Source organism: Streptomyces sp. NPDC001204 (assembly GCF_053598035.1).
On the sequence record NZ_JBSFJL010000032.1, the window covers coordinates 87,337 to 109,550 of the forward strand.

The following is a 22,214-nucleotide window of genomic DNA, read 5'->3' on the forward strand; positions in this document are numbered from 1 at the left end:
CGCCGCAATGGGCAGGGATCGAGCTCAGGGCGCGCGCGACCCAGCTGGCGTACGGCGGGCCGATGCCGCACCAGGCGGATAGGGTCCGGGGGTGATCACAGAGGCTGCTTTGCGTGGGTACCTTCTCGAGGAAGTTTTGGCCTGGTTGCTGAGGTCGAGCGGATACGAGATTCTCACCGCGCGGGACGATCGGGACAAGAAACCCTGGAAGGTACTGGAGGAGCGCAACCACGGCCTAGTAGTGCGGGGCCGCGGGGCCTGGCACCAGGCCGACACACTGGGCCAGTTCCGGTACGTGCCGCCCTTCTCGCTGCCGGTCCGCCTGTTCGTCGAGGCCAAGTTCACACAGACCAGGGTGCGGCTGTCCACGGTCCGCAACGGCCACGGCGTCGTGCACGACGTCAACGAGAACGTAATGACCACCGTGGCAGTCGCGGACGGCCCGCGCCGGCCCAGGACACGCTACCGCTACAGCTATGCGATCTTCTCGACCTCCGGATTCAGCAAGGACGCACAGGAGTTCGCGCTCGCCCACCAGATATCCCTGGTCGACCTGTCCATGCCGGACTTCGCGAACCTGCGCACCATCGTGGCTGACACGGCCCAGGCCGTCCATGCCGCCATGAACGCGATGCCTGCAGCAGAGCGCCCGAAGGTCTACGAAATGCGCAACTTCCTGCGCCGGCTGCTGCTGGACATGTCGGACGGGCCAGTAGCCACCCAACCGTCAGTGACAGCCCCCTTGACAGCTCTCGCGAGCAGCCTGCACAGCCGGTCGACCCTCGGACTTGTCCTGGCCTTCCCCGCCGCCCCGTTCGTCCTCGGTCTCGCCTCCGACAATCTCAACGAGTTCGTCGACTACGCTCGCGGACACCCCACCCACGCCGTGCGCCTGCGCCGACTCCAAAATACCCCCGCACCACACCCCGTATGGCAAGTCAGCCCGCAGACAAAACCGGATGCCTACACGCTGACGTTCGGACTGCCGAAACAAGTCGAGGCGTGGATCATCGATCAGGACGCAGGCACGCCCGCCCGCACCAGATGGGTGAAGCAGAGCATGCTGTCCGCCATGACGGTGTACTGGATGGACGACAGCCACGCTCACACCTTTCAACTCCGCTACGAAGCGACGGCGTTGCGCAGCGAACTGCCTCGCGACGAGCTCGATGCGCTGCGCAGCGATCTGCTCTCCTGACGGATCGCTGCGGCGGTACGTGTTCGGACCACGCCCACGTGCGGCGGCCCGCTCGGCGATGGTCAAGAGGTTGATCTCGACAAGGGTCTGGACCACACCGGGCGGCTGGGCTGTCGACAGGCCTTGGAGCCACAGGACGGGAGGGGCGCTCATTCCGGCCCGGTGTTCTCGAGACGGCGACCCGAAGTCTCCCGTCGAGCTGTGCGTCGGCCGGTTCGTCAGCGCTCCACCCGGTGTGGTCGGCGGTGCTGGGCCACCACCTGCAGACGTCGGACCAACCGTTGGTGCAGCGTCACCGCGGAAGCCGGCCTGTCCGCACCAGTCCCAGCTGCCGGGTCAGGATCTCTGCAGAGCCTGCAGCCTCGTCCTGGAACGGGCGTCATGATGTCTTTTTTGTTTGTGCAGTGCCGACGCCGCGGATCTGGTCGAATACCTTGCGGGCGTCCTGCACAGCGCTGTTCAGCTCCCTCAGAAGCGCGGCCACCGATGCGTCCGCGTCGGCTGCGTCAGTTTCCCGCTCACTGCGCCAGAGTTCTTCGCGTTTGTGCCCGTCGGCCAGCCAGTGTTCGGTGTCCACGACGGCATGAAGTCGCAGGCGCTCGCCGTTCAGGACCTGGATGGCGGCCGATGCGGCCAGGGTGTATGACTGGCTGGGAAGGTTTTCCACCACGCACAGGAAGCCGCGTTCGTAGTGGATGACCTCTCCGGGGACTCCGGGCCTTCGGAGACGCAGGCCTTCGGGCACCGCCGTGGTGCGGGAGTAGCCGCCCACCTCGGTTTCCGGCCACTGACGCAACTGTGAGACAAGCCTCGCACCGCCTTCTGTCAGATGCGCCAAGGGCTCCTGGACGAGGAGGGCGGCAGCCTGGCGGCGTGTTTCAGCCTCTGTCTCGGCCTGGCGCAGCGCGAGCAGACGCTCGGCCAGCGGGCCCTCCCGCCGTGCGGCAGGCCAGATGTGGGAGGAGAGCGGACGGGCCTGGGGGACCGAGCCCTGGAAGGGAAAGCTGTGCAGCCTGCGGTTGAGGAACTGCAGATTCTCCACCGTGACGTTGGGGTAGGGCCTCAGGGCCTCCTGCAGCTCCTGCACGCGCCCTTGGGGGAACGCGCTGCCCAGGGCGACGCCGGTGAGCGCGTCCCGGATGTCGACGTAGTCGAAGCCGGTGGACTGGTTCACCATGATGAGCCGGTACTCGGCTTCGCTGTCCCAGTCGAAGTGTTTGCGGAAGAACAGCACGTCTTTGTTGGCCTCCGCATAGGCCAGTGCGACCGCGTCCGCTCCGAATTCCGCGACCTGCCCGACGTTGATGCCCCGTGTCGGTGGACTGTCCTGGCTGCTGAGGTAGCGGACTGGGCCGTGGAAGGCGAAGGCCGCAGGAGCAGCGTGCTTGAGGAAGGACTCGACGAGCTTGGCCCGGTCGAACCGGAGGCATACGCCCGTATGTCCGTCACCGTAGTGCGCCCACAATGACAGGTGAGCCCATCCCCGCAGCGCGTCAGGATTGAACACGTGGGTCGGCAGGGCCAGATCCTGTGTCAGGCATCCGACCTTGGTGTGCAGACGCAGCTGCCGGTCGAGCTCCTCCCAGAGGGAGAAGCCGGCGTCGAGGCTCCTGTCGTCGTGATGCGCGCTGAGCGTCGGGTAGTGCGGCTGCGATTCCCATAGGTCATTGGTCGACTCGTAGGGCGAGAGGCGCAAGGTGCCCGTGGCCAGGATGCCGGTGATGGCCGCCGTGGTGTTGGTGTAGTGGAAGAGATGGCCGGTGATGGTCCGCAGAGCCCGGGCCATCTCGTATTCGCTGAAGGTCTCAACCGCCGCAGCTGGGTGCGCGGGCATGCCGTAACCACTGGAGAATTCATCATCGGCGGCCATGCAAGATCCTTCCGCTACCCGGGCCCGCTGCCGGTTCGTGCAGCCCGCAACGGCTACTCTACTCCATTGTCGTCACCATGACGATAATATAGATGTGGGCTTCCGTGTAGGGAGCCGCTGTCCCGGCTGGACACGCCAGGCGGCGGCAGGAGCCGGCGCCGGATAGCCGCCGCACGAGAAACCGGCGGTACCGAAGACTGCAAACCGGCGGGCCTGGAGGCGGGTGGATGCTGCTGCGGCCTGCCCGCCTACACGGCCCGAGGTCCCTCTTCGGGTCGTTCAATGGCTCGACGGTCACGGCGTCGTAGGCGCGGTCTCGTCGTTCCCCAGGGCATAGCTGAAGAAGGGGGCGGTGTCCGAGGTGAATGGCTGGTTCGTATCGCGCGCACCACCGAAGAAAAGGGTACACATGTTCTATTTAGGGGAAGCTGTGACGGCCTACGGCGACGGATGATTGGATGCCGATGTCTGGCGGCCGGATGGCTCGTTGGACACGCCACGGGCTGGACGGCCAGGCCTGCGGGCGGCCGCGACTACAGGGGATGGGGAGCCGACGGGTGAGTGACCGCAGTTCGATCGAGTGGACCGAGGCGACGTGGAACCCCACGACCGGCTGCGACCGGGTCTCGGACGGATGCGACAACTGCTACGCCCTGACGCTGGCGAAGCGGCTCAAGGCCATGGGGTCGGCGAAGTACCAGAACGACGGCGATCCTCGCACCTCCGGCCCCGGCTTCGGCCTGACCGTGCATCCCGACGCGCTGCGGGTCCCACTGGGCTGGAAGGCGCCGCGCACGGTGTTTGTGAACTCGATGTCGGATCTCTTCCACGCCCGTGTCCCGCTGGACTACGTCGAGCAGGTCTTCGACGTCATCGCGCAGACCCCGCAGCACACGTATCAGGTGCTCACGAAGCGGGCGCGCCGGCTGCGGCAGGTCGCCGACCGGCTGGAGTGGCCGGCCAACCTGTGGATGGGTGTATCCGTGGAGAGCGCGAAGGAACTGCCGCGCGTCGAAGACCTGCGGCAGGTTCCGGCCGCGGTGCGGTTCCTGTCGTGCGAGCCGTTGCTCGGGCCTTTGGGCGGGCTGGACCTGACGGGCATTCACTGGGTGATCGCCGGAGGCGAGTCCGGCCCCCGCTTCCGCCCGATGGAGCAGGAGTGGGTCACGGGGATCCGGGACGCCTGCCTGCAGGCCGATGTGGCCTTCTTCTTCAAGCAGTGGGGCGGTCGGACCCCGAAGGCATCCGGCCGGCATCTTCAGGGCCGGACCTGGGACCAGATGCCTATGCCCGAACCTGTGCCTGCAGGCTGATCCGGCTCTTCGTCGTGAGCTTGCCCGGCGACTGGACGGCGATCACGCCGTCCTGCCGCATCTGCCGGGCCGCCTGCAAGGCGTGCTTCGGCATCCAGCGGGCGGTCTCCGTCAGTAGCCACTCGCCGATCGCCTCCACAGTGGTGGCCTCGGCGCTCAGGCGCTGGGCGACCAGCTCGGCCAGCTCGTCGTCGATCAGACCCGCGGCCTGGAACAGGTCGAGCTGGCCGTCCGCTTTGGCACCTCGGGTGCGGGGATCGCGGAAGCTCTCGCCGTCGAGGTCGTCGACCTTCCACATGGCGTCCTTCATCGCCTTCAGGCCCGCGGTGCTGCCGGTGCCGAAGACGAGGTAGAGGGGCTGTCCGGTGCGGGGGACGAGTTCGAATTGCAGCTGGTAGCCGAAGCCGGCCCGCCGAAGCGCGTCCCGGTAGGTGCGCAGCCACACCCGCCACTTTTCGTCGGGACCCAGCTCGTCGGCGGCCGCGGTCCAGAAGCCGCGGCCGCCGAAGACCGTGTCGAGGATGTCGGCGTTGAGCTCCTCGCGGCGGCTGAACCAGTTGGGTCCGAAGGTGGTGATGACTTCGCTGGAGCGGTTGCGGGCGATGCGGGACATCACGTGCAGCGGCACGTTGACGCTGCCCCAGCTGTCGAAGATCCCCAGGATCGGATTGCCCCAGGCTCCGAGCTCGTCGAGGACTGAGAGGCTGTCGCGGCCTGCTTCGCCGCGCCGGACCTCCACCCGTACCGGCAGATCCTTGAGCGGTCCGAAGCGGGAGACGAGTTCCGCCACGAGGTGCTCGTGGCGCGCGTGGTCTTTCTCGATGAATATCAAATGCACCCGCCGGGGGCTGAGGTGCATGCGGTCGACCGCGTGATGACCGAGCAGGCGGTCCAGGATGAACACCGGCGAGCCCGGCTCGCCGTCCTTGTAGCGGCCCGGGCCGGCGAACGCGTCCAGGAGCGTGACCCGGGGCCGGGAGTAGCCGGTGCTCTGGGAGGTCTGCAGCAGGATCGGCCACCAGGCGTCTAGGTACCGTTGGTACAACCGGTGCTTGGCCGCGGTTGCCGGCTCCAGCTTCCACAAGACGCCCATCCGTGCCCCCTGTCCAGGATCGCCACGGTCGGCGGCTGGCGCGTGCCAGTCGCATCCCCTGGTAACAGATGGTGTGCGCAACGACGTTCAGCGTAAAGACCGCGTACCAGCCGCTGGGGGAGCGGCTGGTACGCGGACTGAAGAGCGTCGGCCACCAGATCGGCCCCGTCCGGCAGAATGCCCCGGCGAGCCTGCCGCGGAAACAGCCCGACGGGTCGGCCGCCCCGTCCCCATTCGCTTACCTCTGGGTGATTCTTCGCTCCCATCTACGCGGTGATGACCTAACCGGCTGCCTCGTCCGCCTCCGTCATGGAGCCGACGGTGGGAGGAGGCCTGGGGTTCATGGGCGGTATCCGGTCAGCCGGCCTTTGACGGTCTCTCAGGCCTCCGCTAACCCTTATGCCGAATCAGATATCGGAGTTTGCATGTAGGAGATGGGTGGGATGCTGCTGACGACCGGGCAGGCAGCCCAGGAACTCGGCTGCGCCATCACCACCTTCCGCCGCCTCGTGCACGCCGGACTGCTGCCGGGCCTGTCCCGCCGTGGCGTGCGCGTCATGGTTCCGCTCCATGTGGTCCAGGCACTCGGTCAGCGCCGGCACGCCCCGCTGGACCGGCTGGATGCTCAGGAGATCGCCGTCCTGCGTGTCGACGCGGCCAAGCAGGTACAGGAACCGGACCGGAAGTGGATCGCCTTCGCGGCTTCCCTCGCCCCCGAGGATCTCCTCAAGGCGCTGCGCGGCTGGTGGCGCTGCGATGCGCCGAGCGTGGCGGCCGCCGGAGTCCTGCCGGTGACCCTGTCGGGCTACGTGGTGGCCGTGCTGACCGGCCTGGAAGCCTGGGAGAAGAACGCCCAGGGCCGCTATGCCTTCCCTCACGCGCGGCTGGCGGGCTACGTCACCGACCTGGCCACGCCCGTCCATCACGTGACTGCCTCCTCGCAGGCCGACCGGATGCTCGCTGACCTGCTGCTGGGCAGCCGGCTTGTCTCCCACTCGGGCGGGGCGATCGCCTACGTCCCCGCACCCGCCGCCCGTCGTCCGGACAAGGAAGCCTGATGGACGCACAGCGCTACACCGCAGCCCTCGCCGAACTGCGCACCGTACGGGACGAGATCAAAAAGACCCGGGCCGCCCTGACGAAGCTGGAAGCCGAGCGGGACAGGCAGATCACACAGCTGGCCGGGTACGAGAAGGCGAAGGCGGAACGGATCGCCCCGGCGGCCGGACTGAGCCTGGCGGATGTCGTCACCCTGGCCCCCGCGCTGGCCCCCGACCGCCTCGCGCGCGGACTGTAGCGGGCGAGCTTGCCGCCGCACGCGCGCCAAGGACCAGCGCTGAGCGATCCTGGTCCCGACGCCGGTGCCGTTCGTTCTGGACATGGCTTAGCCCCGGCGACTTGACCGAGGTCAGCGGTCCACCGGGGCTTTCGACTCAAGAGTACTGTCCCGGCGCCGCTCTGGCTGGAGGGACTTTCCTTTAACGCTCTGATCACTTGGTTTAAGGAAAACGCGTCGTCCACGCGCCGCGGCCCCCGCCCGGGCGAGGGGCGAGACCGCCCCCCGGCGGATTCTGGAGGATCGTTCCGCAGGGGCAACCGGTTCGCAGACTGTCCGGACAGCGGAGCCTCCGGTCTTTGTGAACGGCTTGTCTTGGCGGACCAGCCAGTTCTACCGGGGCTCCGCTTCTCGCGTCCGGCGTCCTTCCAGATCAGCCCCCACTTGCAGCCACGCACCGACCCGTAACTTCATGGCCTTGCCCTTCAGAGCGTCCCTGAGCTGTGGGGGTGGGGCTTCACCGGGGTAGGCGGATGCCGTCGATCGCGATGTCCAGCAGTCGGTTCGCCTGGGCGTCGTCATCCTGATGCTCGGTGGCGAGTGAGATGGCGTTGACGAGTACGAGGAGGTCTTCGGCGCGCACGCCGGGTTGTACCGTGCCTGCCTGCCTGCTGTGCGTGGTGCAGGAGTTCTCCGGCCGCGGCTGCATCTACGACCTGACCGAGAACGAAACGGACCTGCTGGCGATCCACGCCGACCCGCGGCCCACCGGCGGCCGCACCCCGCATAGCAACGCGAGCACGTTCGACTGCGGCAGCACCTGGCCCCTCGCTTCACTGAGCCCCTGGCGGTAACAAGCCCGGGGCGGCCGCCGCATCGGCTCAGGCGCTTCACGGCCGTCCCGGACGCCCGCCTCCCCGTCACAAGACGCGAGCACTTCCAGCATGCCTGACCCCCGGTATTTCCGGGTGCCAGGTGAACACAGCAAGAGGCGCACCCCCTACACCTGCAACAGCTCGGGGTGCGCCTCTCCCTTTTTCCGCCCCCGCACGGGCGAGAACGGAGGTCCCATCATGCCCGCTACCGAAGCCTTACGGCAGCCAACACGCAGCCTTGTCATCGCAGCGGCAGCCGTGCCCTCGTCCTGGCCGCGCTCGCCGACAACCTCCCCGTGCGCCGCCAGCTGGACGCCGCCCGTCGGGACCCGCTGTCCGGACTGCCCGGCTGCCCCGACCTGCTCGCCTACACCGACCGGATGCTGCGCACCGGCCGCCGCAGCGCAGTGCACGTCCTGCTCCTGGAGGACAACGGCTTCAAGGGCATCAACGACACCTACGGGTGCGCCGCCGGCGACGCCGTCATTTACACCATGGGCCAGCGCCTGGCCCGCTGGAGCGCCGGGCGGCAGGCCTTCGCGCCCGGCTGGCGGCGACGAATTTGCCGTCGCAGCGGTGCTGCCTTCGTCGTCCGACCTGGCGGACATCGCCGCACTGCGCGACCAGCTGCAACAGCCCCTCCACCACGACGGGCTGACCCCGCGGTAGACGTGTTGATCGGCATTGCTCGGGCTGCTGCCAGCCTGCCCGGCGAGACCACTGCTCGTTCCAGATCGCGGGCTGGTCCGGGCCGTCCGGGGTGGTCTCGCCGAGGGCGTGGTGCTTGCCGCTCGCGTGCGTGACCAGGTTGACTTGGCCGTTCTCGACCGGCCTTGACCAGTCGGGGTAGCCGACCCGGATGTCCTTCTCCAGGGCTTGGACGTTCTTGTGGACACCTCGCCGTATCTGCTTGTCGGTGAGCAGGCCGAACCAGCGCTCGACCTGGTTGAGCCAGGAGCTGCTGGTGGGGGGTGAAGTGCACGTGGAAGCGGGGGTGCGCGATCAGCCACCGCTGAATGGCAGGGGTCTTGTGCGTCGAGGCGTTGTCGCAGATCAGATGCACGTCCATGCCGGCGGGCACCTCCCTGTCGATCCGGACGAGGAACTTCCTGAACTCCACGGCACGGTGCCGGCGATGGATCTGGCCGATCACCTCGCCGGTAGCGGTGTTCAGCGCGGCGAACAGCGTGGTGACGCCACCGCGCACGTAGTCGTGAGTACGGCGCTCGGGCATGCCCGGCATCATCGGCAGCACCGGAGCGGACCAGTCCAAAGCCTGGATCTGCGTCTTCTCGTCCACACACAACACCAGCGCATGCTCGGGCGGAGCGAGATACAGGCCGACCACATCGCGGACCTTCTCGATGAACTGCGGATCCTTCGAGAGCTTGAAGGTGTCCACCAGGTGCGGCTTGAGGCCGAAGGTCCGCCAGATACGAGTGATGGCCGACTGGGAGAGGCCCACTTCCTTGGCCATCGACCGCGTGGACCAGTGCGTGGCGTCCTTCGGCGTGGTCTCCAGTGAGCCCTTTCCATCTTCACTCTGAGTTGGTCAGATGAAGCGTGAGGAAGGCCTGGACGAGGCTGGTGATCCGGGTGGTCGAGCACCGCAGTTTGCGGAGGAGCCGCCAGGACTTGAGGGTGGCGACGGCCTGCTCGACGAGGGCCCGGATCTTTGCGTGGGATCGGTTCACGGCCTTCTGGCCTGCGGAGAGGGTGTCCCGCCGGCCCCAGCACGGACTTGATGCCGGCCTCGGCGAGGGCGTCGACGATGCCGTGTTCGCGGGCCGCGCGGACGTCGTGGACGGCGCCGGGCAGGGCCGGTGAGGCCCACAGCAGTCGACCGAAGGGGTCGGCGATGACCTGCACGTTCATCCCGTGCTTCTTGTGTTTGCCGGAGTGGAACGGCCGGTCCGCGGCAATGCGGTCGATCGGCAGGAGCGTGCCATCCAGCATCACGAATGCCTTCGCCGACGCGGTCCGCACCGCGTCGGTCAGGCTGGGGGCGAGGGCGGCCAGGAACTCGACAGCCTCGGTGACATAGCGGTAGGCCGTCGTGGTTCCGACGCCGAACCCGGCCGCGAGCTGCGCATACGTGTGTCCCACCCGCAGATGGGCGAGTGTCAGCAGGGCCTGGCGGCCGGCGCTCAGGCGCCGCCAACGGGAGCCGATCGTACGGCGGTGCCGCCGCAACTGCTGCGTGAGGAAGCGGAGGGCAGAGCTGGACACATCGACGCCCGACGGGTAAACAAGCACGTGAAGCCTCTGGTGGAGACGGTTCTCTTGGTCGAAAACCCATCTACCAGGGGCTTCACCACGTTGTCATCCCAACCGCCATACTTCAGAGGCAGGTTGGAAAGGGCTCAGTGTCTTGACGACCACTTCTTCCACTTGGGCGTCGGTGATCTTCCGGGGGCCACCCGGGCGTGGCTCGTCGGTCAGGCCCTCAAGCCGGTCCCGCACAAAGCGGGCCCGCCACCTGCTCACCGTGTGCTCCTCGACACCGAGCAGGGCGGCAACGTCTCTGTTCGAAGCGCCGGTTGCGCACTCCAGCTCGATCCGGCACCGCAGGGCCAGGGCCTGGGAAGAGGTCCGACGCCTGGCCCAGCGGGTCACGTCTCACGCTCGTCATCGGTCAGCACCAGCTCGGCCTTCGGCCGTCCCGTCCTCGCCACCCGGCCATCATGCCGAACCGTCGAGGACTTACGCAGCGAATCCCCGACTCAGGACACTAGTGAACCCCGGGCGGCCCGCGGGGCGCAGCCCTGGTGGGTTGCCGCCGAGGCTGTTGAAGGGGGGCAGTAGGATGCGGGGCCATGACGTCGGCTGATTACGACTTTGCCGACCACCGCGCCCTGGCCGACGCGCTGACTGCTGAGCGGCCGCTGCATGCGCTGGTGAGCGCCCTCCACAGGGTCTCGGGCGCGCCGGTGGCCGTGATCGACCTGCGCGGCGGGGTCCTGGTCAGCGTGCCGGCACGGGCCGAGTGGTCGACGGAGGAATGGGTTGCGGCCTCGCCTGCGTCCGGCGGCCTCGTCGCCGGCGGCGTACTCCGGCCTGTGGAGTTGGAAGGCGAGCCGGTGGCCGTTCTGTGCGCACGGGGGCAGGACATGGCGCCGGCGTTGTTGTCCTTCGCTGCGACGCTGGCCGGCATCGAGTTGTCCCGCCGGCATGCCATCTTGAGCGGGCGGAGGGAACTGCTGGGCCAAGTACTGGAAGACATCGTCGCAGGCCGCCCGAGCGAGGAGGAGGGCGCGCGACGCCTCAGCGAGCACGGCCTGGACGTTCACAAGCCGCACGAGATCGTCGTCGGGTCCGTGGCCTGCCCGCCTCGGCGGCTCCGCTCCTACCCCTGGAACCTCCACACCCTGCTGACCCAACAGCACGATCCGCACGTGCGGGCTGTCGTGGATGACAGGGTTGTCCTGGTCGTACCCGAGGGCGCCGGGCTCTTCGTGGCGCGGTTGTGCCACGAGCACCTCACGAGTCTGGGACCGGACGCCCGTGTCGGGGTGAGCAGGGCACGTGTCGGCGTGCTCGGTCTGCGGCTCGGCTACTTCGATGCACGCAGTGCCTTGGCCGAGGGCTACGGTGTGCATGTGCACCGGACTCAGGATCTGACCACGACCCTCCTGATCGCCGGCTTGGAGGCCGGGCTGCCGCTGGGCGATCTCGCGGCCGAGGCACTGGCGCCGCTTGCGGAGTACGACCGTAGGAACAGCACCTCACTCGTGGCCACGCTGCGTCGATACCTTGCGGAGGACGGTGATGCGGAGACGACTGCGGCGGCGCTGTACGTGCACCGCAACACCCTGCGCAACCGCCTGAGGCTGATCGAGGAGCTGACCGGGCGCAGCGTCAGCTCTCCGAGCGGTCGTGCGCATTTCTGGTTGGCTGTCTCGGGTTTGGATGTGCGAACTGCTGGTGATCTGTCGGCGCTGCTTGACGGGCAGGGGGCGCAGTGACCGGCCGTGCCCGAGTCTTTCCGGATTCCGTTCTGTTTGTGGGAGGCGACACACGCGCCAGCCGCGCGTTCTATACCCTGGTCGTGAACGGGTTGAGCGACGGCGGCGCCCCCGGGCAACGCATACCGTTCGTGCCGGCCGGTGACGTTCCCGTACCGCCGTCGGGGTGTTGGGTGCCCTGTTTCGCAACTGCCGACAAAGAAGCCGCGGTCCGCCGCGCGCTCGCCCTCGGCGCCGGGCCGGCCGGTGCGGTGCTGGTCCACGACCGGCACGAAGCGGTGTACCGGGCGCCTGACGGCGCGTTGTTCAGGTTGACCGACCTGGCTTGTCCCAGTCCGCCCAGTCGGCGGCTGGGTGACGTGGCTTTCTTCGATTTGTACACGCCGCAGGCGGAGGAGGCAGCGGCCTATTACGCCCGAGCGTTGTCCTGTCGGGTGATGCATGAGCCTCAGCCCACGCCAGGTGACTACCGTCTGCTGACGTCGGAGGGTGAACCGGTGGCCGGTGTGGTGGACATGTTGGATGTCCTGCCGTCGGCTGTTCCGCCGCACTGGATTCCGTACCTGCGTGTTGTGGACCTGGAGGCGGAGGTCGCGCGCCTGAGTGATCTGGGCGCGCGGGTCCGAGTGCCAGCCACCGAATCGGCTTTGGGTCCTTTCGCGTTGCTCGCCGATCCGTTCGGGGTCACCTTCGGCCTGCAGACGCCGGCGTCGGACGAGCTCCTCATGCAGCACGCCGCGTTCTAGACGTGACTGTGGCTGCGCACAGATCGTGCGGGTCGGACTGTGCGCACGCATATGTTGTCTCGCTATACCGGTCACTAGATTCGTCGCCGTCCCGGCACCTCGAAGAGGGAGACGACAACATGACCACCGTCCTTCCGCCCGCTCCTCTCACTGCCTCTGCGCTGAACATCGTGCTCGAGGAACGGCTCTCCGACGCCCGCACGCTCCCGGCGGATGCCTACCTGTCTGCCGAGATCCTCGACTGGGAGCGCAAGCAACTCCTGGAGGCCGCTTGGGTCTGCGTGGGCCGCAGCAGCGTCGTCGGGAACCCCGGCGACCAGCGTGCCGTCCGGGTCGGCACCCAAGGCATTCTGCTGACCCGTGATGACGCCGGCGTCGTGCACGCCTTCTACAACGCGTGCCGGCACCGCGGACACGAGCTCCTTCCTGCGGACACGTGCACCAACAAGAAGCTGATCCAGTGCACCTACCACTCGTGGGTCTACGGGCTGGACGGCGAACTCCGCTCGGCAACGCAGTTCATGGACACGGAGAACTTCTCCAGGGAAGAATGGCCGCTGATCGGGCTGCGGGCAGTCGAATGGTTCGGCTGGATCTTTGTCAACGCCTCCAACGATGCTCCGAGCTTCAGCGAGTGGGTCGGCAATCTGACCGACGTGGTCGCTCCGTGGGACCCCACCGACATGGTCGTCGGTGATTCGCACACGTACACGCTCCAGACCAACTGGAAGACGGTGATCGAGAACTACCTCGAGTGCTACCACTGCCCTTCGATCCACCCGGAGCTCTGCCGGGTCAGCCCCCCTGAGTCGGCGATGAGTCTGCACCAGACGGGCATGTGGCTCGGCGGCGGCCTGGAGCTGCGCAAGGATGCCGACACCAACAGCCTCGACGGCCGCAGCGGTGGAGAGCGCATCGCCGGCATCAGCGATGAGCAGGCTCGGTGGACGTACTACTTCATGCTCGCGCCCAATCTTCTGCTCACCCTGCAGCCGGACTACGTGATGACCCACCGTCTGGTGCCTTTGGCGCCCGGCCAGACGTGGGTGGAGTGCTCCTGGCTGTTCCCCCGCAGCGTTGCCGAACACCCGGATTTCGACCCCTCGTTCGCCGCGTCGTTCTGGGACGTCACCAACCGCCAGGACTTCGGAGCCTGCGAGTCCGTGTACCAGGGCATGCTGACCGACGGATACAGGCCCGGACCCTTCGACGAGCGCGAGGACGGCGTCCGTGCCTTCCAGGCCCAGCTCGCCACCGCTTACCTCACTGGCCGTTGGGAGAAGCCGCTGGCCATCACTCTGGGCGCGCGCGATGCCGGTTGACCTTGAGTTCCCCCTTGAGGTGACCGCCGCCGTCCCCGTGGCCGCAGGTGTGCGGTCGCTGCGCCTCGAGCGTGGCGACCGCGCCACCCTTCCGCCTTGGGAGCCTGGCGCGCACATCGACGTGGTCCTGCCGAACGGGCTGGTGCGTCAGTACTCGCTGTGCGGGGACCTCCAGGACGACCGGGCCTACGAGATAGCTGTACTGCGCGCCCCCGAGAGCCGCGGGGGCTCCGAGTACGTGCACACCCGCATCCGCGTCGGCGATGTGATCACCGTCCGGGGGCCGCGGAACAACTTCACCTTCGCAGCCCGGCAGCGGGCGCTGTTCATCGCAGGCGGCATCGGGATCACGCCTGTCCTGCCCATGATCAGGCAGGCAGATCGCGAAGGCATCGATTGGGAGCTGGCATACGGCGGGCGGACTCGCGGGTCGATGGCTTTCGCCGACGAACTGCAGCTCTACGGAGACCGGGTGCGAGTGGCTCCGGAAGATGAGCGCGGCCCTCTCGACCTGTCGGCACTGTTGGGCACAGTTCGGCCCGACACCCAGGTCTACTGCTGCGGTCCCACCGGTCTGCTCGACGCCGTACAGCGGCTGTGCGAGCCGTGGCCCGCCGGGTCGCTGCACATGGAGAGATTCTCCGGCACAAGCACCGACGGACCGTCGGACGCGTTCACCGTCGTCGCCGGACGCAGTGGTGTCGTATGCGAGGTGGCTGCGAGCGAGTCGATCGCCGACGCGCTGGCCCGCGCAGGCGTCATAGTCCAGACCTCGTGCCGTGAGGGCTTGTGCGGCGCCTGCGAAACGCAGGTACTCGACGGCGTGCCCGACCACCGCGACCAGCTCCTGGGGGACGACGACCGGGAAGCAGGCACGACGATGTTGATCTGCGTGTCCCGCGCCAGCAGCCCGCAACTCATCCTCGACCTTTGAAGCGGGCACGACCTGCAACGCGACCGGCCGTCATGCTGCCACCCGGCTGGAAGGCCCCCACACCGATCGGTGTCGCGCATGGAAGGCCCGTCGGCTCTGGATTCCCCCGGGAGTCCCAAGCCGGAAAGGCCCCAGCGGATGCTCGGGCAGCGCCGGGATGCGGCGTCTTGGAGCCACGATGCCCGACCGAAAGCCCCGGAAACCCCGCGGCCAGCGTCGACCGTTCCCCGCCCCCAGAGAGCAACCGCGTGACTTTCAGAGCCACCCCGACAGATAGGAGAACAATGCATCAGGTCAAGGGAGTAATCGCCCGTGGCAGGGGCCGGCCGGTCGAGCTCGTGACTGTCAACGTGCCCGACCCGGGACCGGGCGAGGCGCTGGTCAAGGTGCAGGCCTGCGGCGTCTGCCACACCGACCTGCACTACCGCGAGGGTGGGATCAACGACGACTTCCCGTTCCTGCTCGGCCACGAGGCCGCAGGGGTGGTCGAGTCGGTCGGTCCCGGCGTCACCGCGTGCGCACCCGGGGACTTCGTGATCCTCAACTGGCGTGCAGTGTGTGGCGAGTGCCGGGCCTGCAAACGCGGCGACCTTCACTACTGCTTCGCCACCCACAACGCGACGCAGAAGATGACCCTTGAGGACGGCACCGAACTGTCTCCGGCCCTGGGCGTCGGCGCGTTCGCCGAGAAGACCCTGGTCGCTGCGGGCCAGTGCACCAAGGTCGACCCGTCAGCCCGCCCGGCTGCCGCTGGTCTCCTCGGATGTGGCGTGATGGCCGGCATCGGTGCGGCGATCAACACCGGCGCGGTCACACGCGGCAAGTCCGTCGCCGTGATCGGCTGCGGCGGTGTAGGTGTCGCGGCGATTGCGGGCTCCGTGCTCGTCGGCGGCAATCCGGTCATCGCCGTCGACATCGACCCCGACAAACTGGCGACCGCCAGCAAGATGGGCGCGACCCACACGGTCGACTCCTCCAAGGTTGACCCGGTCGCGGAGATCAAGCGGATTTCGGCAGAGTTCTACAACGGCGCCGATGGTGCCGATGTCGTTGTCGACGCTGTCGGCCGCCCGGAGACGTGGAAGCAGGCGTTCTACGCCCGCGACCTCGCCGGCACGGTCGTGCTCGTGGGCGTGCCGACGCCCGACATGAAGGTTCCCGACCTGCCACTCATCGATGTCTTCGGCCGCGGCGGCGCGCTGAAGTCGAGTTGGTACGGCGACTGCCTGCCGAGCCGCGACTTCCCGCTGCTGATCGACCTCTACCTGCAGGGCCGGCTCGACCTCGACGCGTTCGTGACCGAGGAGATCGGACTCGCCGACGTGGAGGCAGCATTCGAGCGGATGCACCGCGGCGAGGTGCTGCGCTCAGTGGTGATCCTCTGATGGCGGCACGAGTAGACCACGGGGTCTCCTCCGGGACATTCAGCCTGGACGGCGAGACGTTCGACGTCGACAACAACATATGGGTGGTCGGCGACGACACCGAGTGCATCGTGATCGACGCACCCCACCAGGTCGATGACGTTCTCGCCGTCGTGGGTGACCGGAAAGTGAAGGCGATCGTCTGCACGCACGCCCATGACGACCACGTGCGCATCGCCCCGGCGCTGCGAGACGCTGTCGGCGCGCCGATCCACCTGCACCCCGACGACCATCCCCTATGGGACTTGGTCCACGCGGGCAAGCCCTGGGATTTCGATCTCTGCGACGGCCAGGTACTCCCCGTCGCCGGTACGACGCTCAAGGTGCTGCACACCCCGGGCCACGCGCCCGGCGCAGTGTGCCTGTACGCGCCGGACCTCGGCCGCGTGTTCACCGGCGATACCCTGTTCAAGGGCGGACCCGGCGCAACAGGGCGGTCCTTCAGCGACCGTGCCACGCTTGAGACGTCTGTCCGGTCCAAGCTGTTCGGCCTGCCTCCCGACACCGTCGTGCACACCGGACACGGCGACGACACCACGATCGCCGAGGAGCGCGCCAGGTTCGCAGCGCCCACGCTCCCCGTCCGGCGGAACCTGTCCGGTTCCTGAACAGTTGCGGGGCCTCCCCTCGGCACAGAATCTGCGCATACAGAACGCGACTCGCGGCCGGTCACGATCACCGGAACTCCAGGAAGAGGAACCGAAATAACGCTCCAGGCGGATGCCGCGTCTGCCGAAAGGGCTCCTGAGGTTCACTGACCACCGCGTCACCGGCACCGCCGAGTAGCGCGCACGCAAAGATCCGGACCGGGATTCCGACGTGCCTTCACAGACCGAGCGCGGCCTCGACCGCGAAGCGGCGTCAGCCGGCCGGGTACAAGGAAAGGCATCCAAACAAAGTGGTTGAACTGCCGGTCTCTACCGAAGACCTCAGCGCGCCCGAGGACTATCCGATGGAGAACGTCCTTTACGGGGTGCCTGACGCGAAGGTCCTGTGGCTGCGAACCAACACACAGGGCGAGGGGCAACTCCTCGCCGGAATCTTCTTGTGCCAGCCTTGCGGAGTCGAAGACGAATACCTCAGCGACGAGTCGATGTACCTCATCGAAGGTCGAATGACCGTAGAGGTGATCGGAGGAGAGAGCGTCTGCCTGAATGCGGGCGACGTCGCCTCATTCCCCAAGGGCACGAAGACCGTGTGCCACGTTCACGAACCCATCAAGAAGTTCTTCGTCATCAGTGGATAGAGGTACTTTGATCATGAGCAGCAATTCCTACGACGTCGTCGTGATCGGCGGCGGCTTCGCCGGCGTCACCGCATCCCGAGAGCTCAGCCGGCGAGGCTACAAGGTGGTCCTCTTGGAGGGTCGGGACCGCCTCGGCGGGAGGACGTGGTACAAGGACGACGCGCTCCCGGGCTACTCCTTCGAACTCGGAGGGACGTGGGTCCACTGGTTCCAGCCCCACGTCTATTCCGAGATCACCCGCTACGGCCTGGAACTCGTGGAGACGATCGGCGTTTCCGCTCCGGAACTCGCGGCCACCGTGGCCGGAGGCAAGCAGAGCATCCGCCCGTACGAGGAGGTGGCCGCGGCCATCGAATCGGTCATGGACAAGGTCGTGCAGGACGCCCGCGAGGTCTTCGACCGGCCCTTCGAGCCGTTCCTGCGATCCGAGGCGCTCGCGCGCGTCGACAAGCTGTCCATCCAGGACCGAATCGATGCGCTGGACCTGTCGCAGGAGGAGAAGGACCTGGCGAACGGCCTCTGGGGTGCCATGGGCTCCGCGCCCTGCAGCGAGGTCGGACTGGTCGCTGCGCTGCGCTGGTACGCGCTGAGCGACTTCAACATCCAGACCATGTTCGACACCGTCGGGCGCTACAAGTTCAAGGACGGGACGCGATCGCTGATCCAGGCCATTGCCGACGACTCGCTTGCTGAGATTCGACTGAGCAGCCCGGTCTCCGCTGTGGAACAGTCCGAGGAGGGCGTCGCCGTCACCATCCGAGACGGTGAGGTATTCCGGGCGTCGGCTGTGGTCGTGGCGGTCCCGCTGAACACACTCGGCTCGATCGAGTTCAACCCGGCTCTGTCCGCAGGGAAGCGAGCGGCAAGCGAAGAGCGGCAGGCCGGCCGGGGTTCGAAGGTCTGGGTCCACGTCCGGGGAGACCTGCCCGAGCCGTTCTTCGCCGTGGCCCCGGACAACCACCTGATCAACTACGTTGTCACGGACAAGATCCTGGACGATGGCCAGGTGCTCATCGCATTCGGTCCCGATGGGGCCAACGTCGACGCCGAGGATGCCGACCTTGTCCGGACGGAGCTCGGCAAGATCTTCGGTGACCTCGAGATCGTGGCCACCACGGGACACAACTGGGCCAAGGACGAGTTCTCGCAGGGCACCTGGTCGATGTTCAGGCCCCACCAGACAGTGGCGCGCCTCTCGGAGCTGCAGGCGACCGAAGGGCGGGTCTTCTTCGCCGGATCGGACCTGGCAAACGGATGGAACGGATTCATCGACGGGGCAATCGAATCCGGTATCCGTGCCGGACGCGACGTCCACGCTCGGCACTTCGGGCGCCGCGCATAGATCCGGCTGGAAACCGGCGGCCGGGTCCATGGGCCGGGCCCGCGATTGCGGAGCCGATCGGCCCCTGGGCGTGGACCGGCTTCCCGAGTCCCGCCGGCGCCCGACCCGGAACGCGCTGCCGGGTACATTCCGTCCCCGGGAGCCGATGATGCGCAGGACAACCGTCGTGCGCGGACCGCCTGTGAGGGCGGGACATAGCGGAGTACGACTTCGGAAGTCGTCACACGGCCCGGGGCAAGTCCGGTCGAAGGATCGAGTGCGCAAGAGGACGCCGGCATGGCCGCGGGGGCGGCGCCGTCCGGAGGACCTGTCCGGGTCGATGCCGGTTCAGACGGCCGGTGCGGTCCCGTCCTGCGTTCCTGGGAACCCCTCGGCGCCGGCCCGTCTGTCCGGCGACCAGAGTGGCCACCTGCTCGGTCGCCGACGACAGCCCCGGGAAACGGCCCTGTACCACCAGCCGCTTCAGCCCCCGGCCGCATGCCCTCGACCTCGGCCACCCCCGCCGGTGGTCCCGGGCGCCGCCGCCGTTCTGCAGCTCGCATCGTGGAACCGGCCTGCACCTCCAGCACATCCTGATAAGCCCGCGGCCGCACCGATCAGCTCGGCTGAAGGCCGAGTGCCCTCATCCTGGAGTAGAGGGTGGACCGACTGATCCCCAGCAGTTGTGCTGCCTGGACCTTGTTTCCCCGCACTTGGGTGAGCACCTTGCGGATCGTGTCGAGCTCCGCCTGCTCGAGCAGCCCCAGGTTCCGCTTGCGGACGGGGGTCCGGTAGCGCTCCGGGAGGTCGGCCACCGTGATGTCACCGGCAGAGCGCGACGCCAGCACCTCGTCCACCACGATCTGCAGCTCCTTGAGGTTCCCAGGCCAGTCCTGACCTGCGAGCGCGGCGACCGCCGTGGCCGCGAAGCGTACGTCCTTGGCTCTGCGGGCGGCCAGCAGCTTGGTGAGGATGGCCGGCAACTCGCTGCGGCGCTGCCGCAGCGAGGGCAGCTCGATGACGCAACGGCACAGGGCAGCCGCCCGCGCGGTCGCATCCGCGTCCGGGCCGCTGGTCAGGATCATCCGCGAAGCCGTCCGCTCCATCACGTCGGACAGGACTGCGAGGAGCGGGGCGTTCAGCAGGTCGACGGACTCGACGACGAACCCGGCGACCGACCGTTCGGCCAACTGCCGCAGCTCCACCGCCCAGGCATTGGGGCCCATGACGATCGCGTCGCAGCCGTCGATGCTCAGGTCGGCATCGCCCGCGGCGAGTTCGTGGGCTGCGGAGGTCCGTCCGGATCCCGGCTCGCCCCGGATGAGGACGTGCCCGGTGCCGGCTCGTGCACGGGCCACCGCATCCGCGAGCTCGTCACCGAGGGTGCGGTGCCGGACCGAGGCGCGGGGCACCGCCTCGGTCCTTTCTTCGTTGCGCATGATCCGGAAGACGGCGCCCTGCTTGCAGACGCGCTCCACGCGGACGGTTTGCTGTCCGATGCTCAGGTCGACGAGCAGCCGGTCGCCGGTGCCGAGGCCCGGTCGTGCGGCGACCTCGCGGAGCACCGCGAGGTCGCCGCTTCGCAACTCCGTCGCGGCGGCCCCGTTGGTGAAGGTCTCGCCGGATTCCACCGCGACCACGGGCATCCGCCGGTGGCTGTCGCACGTGGCGCGGAACGCGAGCAGGAGAGCGACTTGGGCGTCGGAGTAGGTGTTGAGCAGGCGCTGCTGGATCTCCCATACGGCGGTGGTCAGCACCGGCTTCATCAGGGCGGGGCTCTCGCGTCTCGGCCCTGCGATGTTGATGACGCCCTCCAGCCGTTTGGTCCCGGGGTGGAAGATCGGCAGGCCGAAGCAGATCTGATCGCGCAAGCACTCCAGGAAGTGCTGCCCGCCGAGCACGAACACGCCACGGCGGGTCTCGATCGGGGTCGAGATCGCGTTGGTGCCGCTCGTCTGCTCGGTGAACTGCGCCCCGACCACCACTCCCAGGCGGTCCGAGGCTGCGGCGAGCTTCGGCGTCCCGAAGGTGCGGTGGAGGATGGAGCCCTCGTTGTCGGCCAGCAGCACGCCGAAGTCGGACCCGTGCAGCTGGTTCTCCAGACCCTGCAGGATGGGTGTGGCCGCCCTGACGAGCCGTGACTGCAGGTTCAGCGTCGCCGGCACGCACGCGATTCGGCTGCCGGGCGTGAGGCCGGCCAAGGTCGACCGGTACCACGACTGTCGGATGTCCGGGTCGGCGGGCAGATCGCGTTCCGGGATGTCGGTGCCCACGAAGTCTTGATACGGCATACGACTCCCAAGGGCCGGGCCGAGTGCTGAGTCTGTAGATCGTCGCACGGTCGGGCACTCCTTACCAGTGTCCGCTGGTGTTGTGTGAACGCTGCTTTCTCGGGCGGCTGACCAGCACGTGACCACCAGAGCTGTGGCACCGCTGGGCGATCAGGGGGGTGGTCGCTGGTGAACTGCCTCGGTGCTTGGCCTGACGGGTGGTGATGCCGGACAGGATTCCGATCGGGTTGGACCGACCGGGTGCGACTGGAGTGACGCGGAACGTCGCGTCGTCGTGGGCGGACGGGACGCCTGGAACCGTGGGCCGCCGTGCGGCCACTGCCCGATGGCGACATCCAAGGCGGCGACACGTGCAGTACTACCCGGAACGCAACTGCGGGACCCTCCACCTGGACCGCCACCGCGGACGCCCCCCGCGTAGGCCGCCCGGCCGCACACCAGCGTCGAGCAACTCGCGGAGAACAACTCGGAGCAACGAAAACAGGACCACACGCCACTGGGAATCCGGCAGGCAGCCGCGCGAACGGCTGCCCGGTCACACTGGCATCGACCGCCGAACCAGGTGTCCGGTTCCTGAACAGTTATCCCGCCCGCTCTGGCGCAGCATTCTACACCACAGATCGCGGACCGGCGATCGACCACCACCAGCCAGAACCTCAGATGGAGAGGGAGCCGATCATGACGCTCCAGAAGGAACCCGCTGCCACCAAGGTCGACCTGTCAGACCGCGTGTTCAAGCTGCTCATCGACGGTCAGCTGGTCGACGGTGCATCGAGCCAGCCCGTCGTCGACCCGGCGACCGGCGAGGCTTTCGCCGCGGCGCCCGTGGCCGACGAGAGCCAGGCCGACGCGGCCTGCAACGCGGCTGCGCGGGCCCTCAACGACTGGCGCAAGACGGGAATGGCGCAGCGGACGGAGATCCTGCACCAGCTCGCCCAGCGGATCGAGGAGCGCAGCGCCGAGATCGCGCGGATCATCACCTTGGAGAACGGGAAGCCGATCGCAGCGGCCGAGGGCGATGTCGACGCCGCCCTCACCTGGCTGCGCCACGTCGCCGGGCTACGCTTGGACCCCGAGGTCCTGCGCGAGGACGGCGGGTCACGTATCGAGGTCCACCGCATGCCCATCGGAGTGGTCCTCGCGATCATTCCGTGGAACTTCCCCTTCTTTCAGACGGTCTACAAGCTCGCGCCTGCGCTTCTCGCGGGGAATACGATCGTCATCAAGCCGGCGCCGACGACGCCACTCAACGCGATGCTCGTCGCCGAGATGGTCCAGGATCTGGTGCCCGCAGGGGTGGTCAACGTGCTGGGCGACGGCGGCGACCTCGGGCCGTACCT

General features: G+C 67.8%; 20 protein-coding genes and 2 pseudogenes. 15 read left to right on the plus strand and 7 right to left on the minus strand.

The window, feature by feature from the left end; all coding sequences use genetic code 11:
- The first annotated feature begins 91 nt into the window (after positions 1-91).
- Positions 92-1,198 (plus strand): hypothetical protein, encoded by a 1,107-nt coding sequence (locus tag ACWC91_RS32950; RefSeq protein ID WP_281156586.1) that lies wholly within the window; start codon positions 92-94, stop codon positions 1,196-1,198.
- Between the two features lie 379 nt (positions 1,199-1,577).
- Here ACWC91_RS32950 and ACWC91_RS32955 read toward each other — a convergent pair whose 3' ends face one another.
- On the minus strand, positions 1,578-3,068 hold the full coding sequence (locus ACWC91_RS32955) for a DUF2971 domain-containing protein (RefSeq protein WP_450641765.1): 1,491 nt from the start codon (positions 3,066-3,068) through the stop codon (positions 1,578-1,580).
- Between the two features lie 557 nt (positions 3,069-3,625).
- Here ACWC91_RS32955 and ACWC91_RS32960 point away from each other — a divergent pair.
- Positions 3,626-4,381, plus strand: a complete 756-nt coding sequence (locus ACWC91_RS32960) for a DUF5131 family protein (protein WP_281156584.1) — start codon at positions 3,626-3,628, stop codon at positions 4,379-4,381.
- On the opposite strand, the gene ACWC91_RS32965 is transcribed toward ACWC91_RS32960, so the two are convergent.
- Complete coding sequence (locus ACWC91_RS32965; protein WP_450726149.1) at positions 4,353-5,474, minus strand: three-Cys-motif partner protein TcmP; 1,122 nt, start codon at positions 5,472-5,474, stop codon at positions 4,353-4,355. The two genes, ACWC91_RS32960 and ACWC91_RS32965, sit on opposite strands and share 29 nt — an antisense overlap.
- A 443-nt stretch (positions 5,475-5,917) precedes the next feature.
- On the opposite strand from ACWC91_RS32965, the gene ACWC91_RS32970 reads away from it, so the two are divergent.
- Both ACWC91_RS32970 and ACWC91_RS32975 read left to right on the plus strand, forming a co-directional pair.
- Positions 5,918-6,532 carry a helix-turn-helix domain-containing protein gene (locus tag ACWC91_RS32970; RefSeq protein ID WP_450641767.1) on the plus strand — a complete coding sequence of 205 codons (615 nt, stop codon included), beginning with the start codon at positions 5,918-5,920 and terminating at the stop codon, positions 6,530-6,532.
- Positions 6,532-6,771, plus strand: a complete 240-nt coding sequence (locus ACWC91_RS32975) for a hypothetical protein (protein WP_348638517.1) — start codon at positions 6,532-6,534, stop codon at positions 6,769-6,771. Before ACWC91_RS32970 ends, ACWC91_RS32975 begins: the two co-directional genes overlap by 1 nt.
- Before the next feature lie 496 nt (positions 6,772-7,267).
- Here ACWC91_RS32975 and ACWC91_RS32980 read toward each other — a convergent pair whose 3' ends face one another.
- Complete coding sequence (locus ACWC91_RS32980; RefSeq protein ID WP_281156581.1) at positions 7,268-7,393, minus strand: SbtR family transcriptional regulator; 126 nt, start codon at positions 7,391-7,393, stop codon at positions 7,268-7,270.
- Between the two features lie 13 nt (positions 7,394-7,406).
- Here ACWC91_RS32980 and ACWC91_RS32985 point away from each other — a divergent pair, with 13 nt between their 5' ends.
- On the plus strand, positions 7,407-7,604 hold the full coding sequence (locus ACWC91_RS32985) for a hypothetical protein (RefSeq protein ID WP_281156580.1): 198 nt from the start codon (positions 7,407-7,409) through the stop codon (positions 7,602-7,604).
- Between the two features lie 401 nt (positions 7,605-8,005).
- Positions 8,006-8,428 carry a diguanylate cyclase domain-containing protein gene (locus ACWC91_RS32990; protein WP_450641771.1) on the plus strand — a complete coding sequence of 141 codons (423 nt, stop codon included), beginning with the start codon at positions 8,006-8,008 and terminating at the stop codon, positions 8,426-8,428.
- Positions 8,429-8,483: 55 nt separating this feature from the next.
- Here the strand turns inward: ACWC91_RS32990 and ACWC91_RS32995 are convergent.
- From ACWC91_RS32995 to ACWC91_RS33005, 3 genes and pseudogenes are all read right to left on the minus strand, one after another.
- Positions 8,484-9,150: pseudogene (locus ACWC91_RS32995) on the minus strand (IS630 family transposase); the annotation flags it as partial.
- 13 nt (positions 9,151-9,163) lie between these two features.
- Positions 9,164-9,881: pseudogene (locus ACWC91_RS33000) on the minus strand (transposase family protein).
- A 66-nt stretch (positions 9,882-9,947) separates the two neighbouring features.
- On the minus strand, positions 9,948-10,241 hold the full coding sequence (locus tag ACWC91_RS33005; RefSeq protein WP_281155353.1) for a helix-turn-helix domain-containing protein: 294 nt from the start codon (positions 10,239-10,241) through the stop codon (positions 9,948-9,950).
- Between the two features lie 200 nt (positions 10,242-10,441).
- On the opposite strand from ACWC91_RS33005, the gene ACWC91_RS33010 reads away from it, so the two are divergent.
- From ACWC91_RS33010 to ACWC91_RS33045, 8 genes are all read left to right on the plus strand, one after another.
- The gene (locus ACWC91_RS33010; protein ID WP_281155354.1) at positions 10,442-11,590 is read left to right on the plus strand and encodes a PucR family transcriptional regulator; all 1,149 of its coding nucleotides are present in this window, start codon (positions 10,442-10,444) and stop codon (positions 11,588-11,590) included.
- On the plus strand, positions 11,587-12,336 hold the full coding sequence (locus tag ACWC91_RS33015) for a VOC family protein (RefSeq protein ID WP_281155355.1): 750 nt from the start codon (positions 11,587-11,589) through the stop codon (positions 12,334-12,336). The genes ACWC91_RS33010 and ACWC91_RS33015 overlap by 4 nt, the downstream gene beginning before the upstream one ends.
- Before the next feature lie 119 nt (positions 12,337-12,455).
- On the plus strand, positions 12,456-13,658 hold the full coding sequence (locus ACWC91_RS33020) for an aromatic ring-hydroxylating oxygenase subunit alpha (RefSeq protein ID WP_281155356.1): 1,203 nt from the start codon (positions 12,456-12,458) through the stop codon (positions 13,656-13,658).
- Positions 13,648-14,592, plus strand: a complete 945-nt coding sequence (locus ACWC91_RS33025; RefSeq protein WP_281155357.1) for a PDR/VanB family oxidoreductase — start codon at positions 13,648-13,650, stop codon at positions 14,590-14,592. Before ACWC91_RS33020 ends, ACWC91_RS33025 begins: the two co-directional genes overlap by 11 nt.
- 284 nt (positions 14,593-14,876) lie before the next feature.
- Positions 14,877-15,977, plus strand: coding sequence for an S-(hydroxymethyl)mycothiol dehydrogenase (locus tag ACWC91_RS33030; RefSeq protein ID WP_281155401.1), 1,101 nt, complete (start codon positions 14,877-14,879; stop codon positions 15,975-15,977).
- Positions 15,977-16,624 carry an MBL fold metallo-hydrolase gene (locus ACWC91_RS33035; protein ID WP_281155358.1) on the plus strand — a complete coding sequence of 216 codons (648 nt, stop codon included), beginning with the start codon at positions 15,977-15,979 and terminating at the stop codon, positions 16,622-16,624. Before ACWC91_RS33030 ends, ACWC91_RS33035 begins: the two co-directional genes overlap by 1 nt.
- Positions 16,625-16,914: 290 nt before the next feature.
- The gene (locus ACWC91_RS33040) at positions 16,915-17,262 is read left to right on the plus strand and encodes a cupin domain-containing protein (RefSeq protein ID WP_281155359.1); all 348 of its coding nucleotides are present in this window, start codon (positions 16,915-16,917) and stop codon (positions 17,260-17,262) included.
- Between the two features lie 13 nt (positions 17,263-17,275).
- A complete protein-coding gene (locus ACWC91_RS33045; protein WP_281155360.1) occupies positions 17,276-18,604 on the plus strand; it encodes a flavin monoamine oxidase family protein in 1,329 nt (442 codons plus the stop codon).
- Between the two features lie 596 nt (positions 18,605-19,200).
- Here the strand turns inward: ACWC91_RS33045 and ACWC91_RS33050 are convergent.
- The gene (locus ACWC91_RS33050) at positions 19,201-20,874 is read right to left on the minus strand and encodes a sigma-54-dependent Fis family transcriptional regulator (protein WP_450726152.1); all 1,674 of its coding nucleotides are present in this window, start codon (positions 20,872-20,874) and stop codon (positions 19,201-19,203) included.
- A 678-nt stretch (positions 20,875-21,552) separates the two neighbouring features.
- Here ACWC91_RS33050 and ACWC91_RS33055 point away from each other — a divergent pair.
- Positions 21,553-22,214 (plus strand): aldehyde dehydrogenase family protein (locus ACWC91_RS33055; protein WP_450645050.1); only part of this gene is annotated, 662 nt, incomplete at its 3' end.

Coding starts and splice junctions, on each gene's coding strand:
- ACWC91_RS33020 (WP_281155356.1), top strand. CDS start 12,456: ATGACCACCGTCCTTCCGCCCGCTCCTCTCACTGCCTCTGCGCTGAAC.
- ACWC91_RS32970 (WP_450641767.1), top strand. CDS start 5,918: ATGCTGCTGACGACCGGGCAGGCAGCCCAGGAACTCGGCTGCGCCATC.
- ACWC91_RS33035 (WP_281155358.1), top strand. CDS start 15,977: ATGGCGGCACGAGTAGACCACGGGGTCTCCTCCGGGACATTCAGCCTG.
- ACWC91_RS32965 (WP_450726149.1), bottom strand. CDS start 5,474: ATGGGCGTCTTGTGGAAGCTGGAGCCGGCAACCGCGGCCAAGCACCGG.
- ACWC91_RS33025 (WP_281155357.1), top strand. CDS start 13,648: ATGCCGGTTGACCTTGAGTTCCCCCTTGAGGTGACCGCCGCCGTCCCC.
- ACWC91_RS32955 (WP_450641765.1), bottom strand. CDS start 3,068: ATGGCCGCCGATGATGAATTCTCCAGTGGTTACGGCATGCCCGCGCAC.
- ACWC91_RS32990 (WP_450641771.1), top strand. CDS start 8,006: ATGCTGCGCACCGGCCGCCGCAGCGCAGTGCACGTCCTGCTCCTGGAG.
- ACWC91_RS32975 (WP_348638517.1), top strand. CDS start 6,532: ATGGACGCACAGCGCTACACCGCAGCCCTCGCCGAACTGCGCACCGTA.
- ACWC91_RS33050 (WP_450726152.1), bottom strand. CDS start 20,874: ATGCCGTATCAAGACTTCGTGGGCACCGACATCCCGGAACGCGATCTG.
- ACWC91_RS33045 (WP_281155360.1), top strand. CDS start 17,276: ATGAGCAGCAATTCCTACGACGTCGTCGTGATCGGCGGCGGCTTCGCC.
- ACWC91_RS33030 (WP_281155401.1), top strand. CDS start 14,877: ATGCATCAGGTCAAGGGAGTAATCGCCCGTGGCAGGGGCCGGCCGGTC.
- ACWC91_RS33010 (WP_281155354.1), top strand. CDS start 10,442: ATGACGTCGGCTGATTACGACTTTGCCGACCACCGCGCCCTGGCCGAC.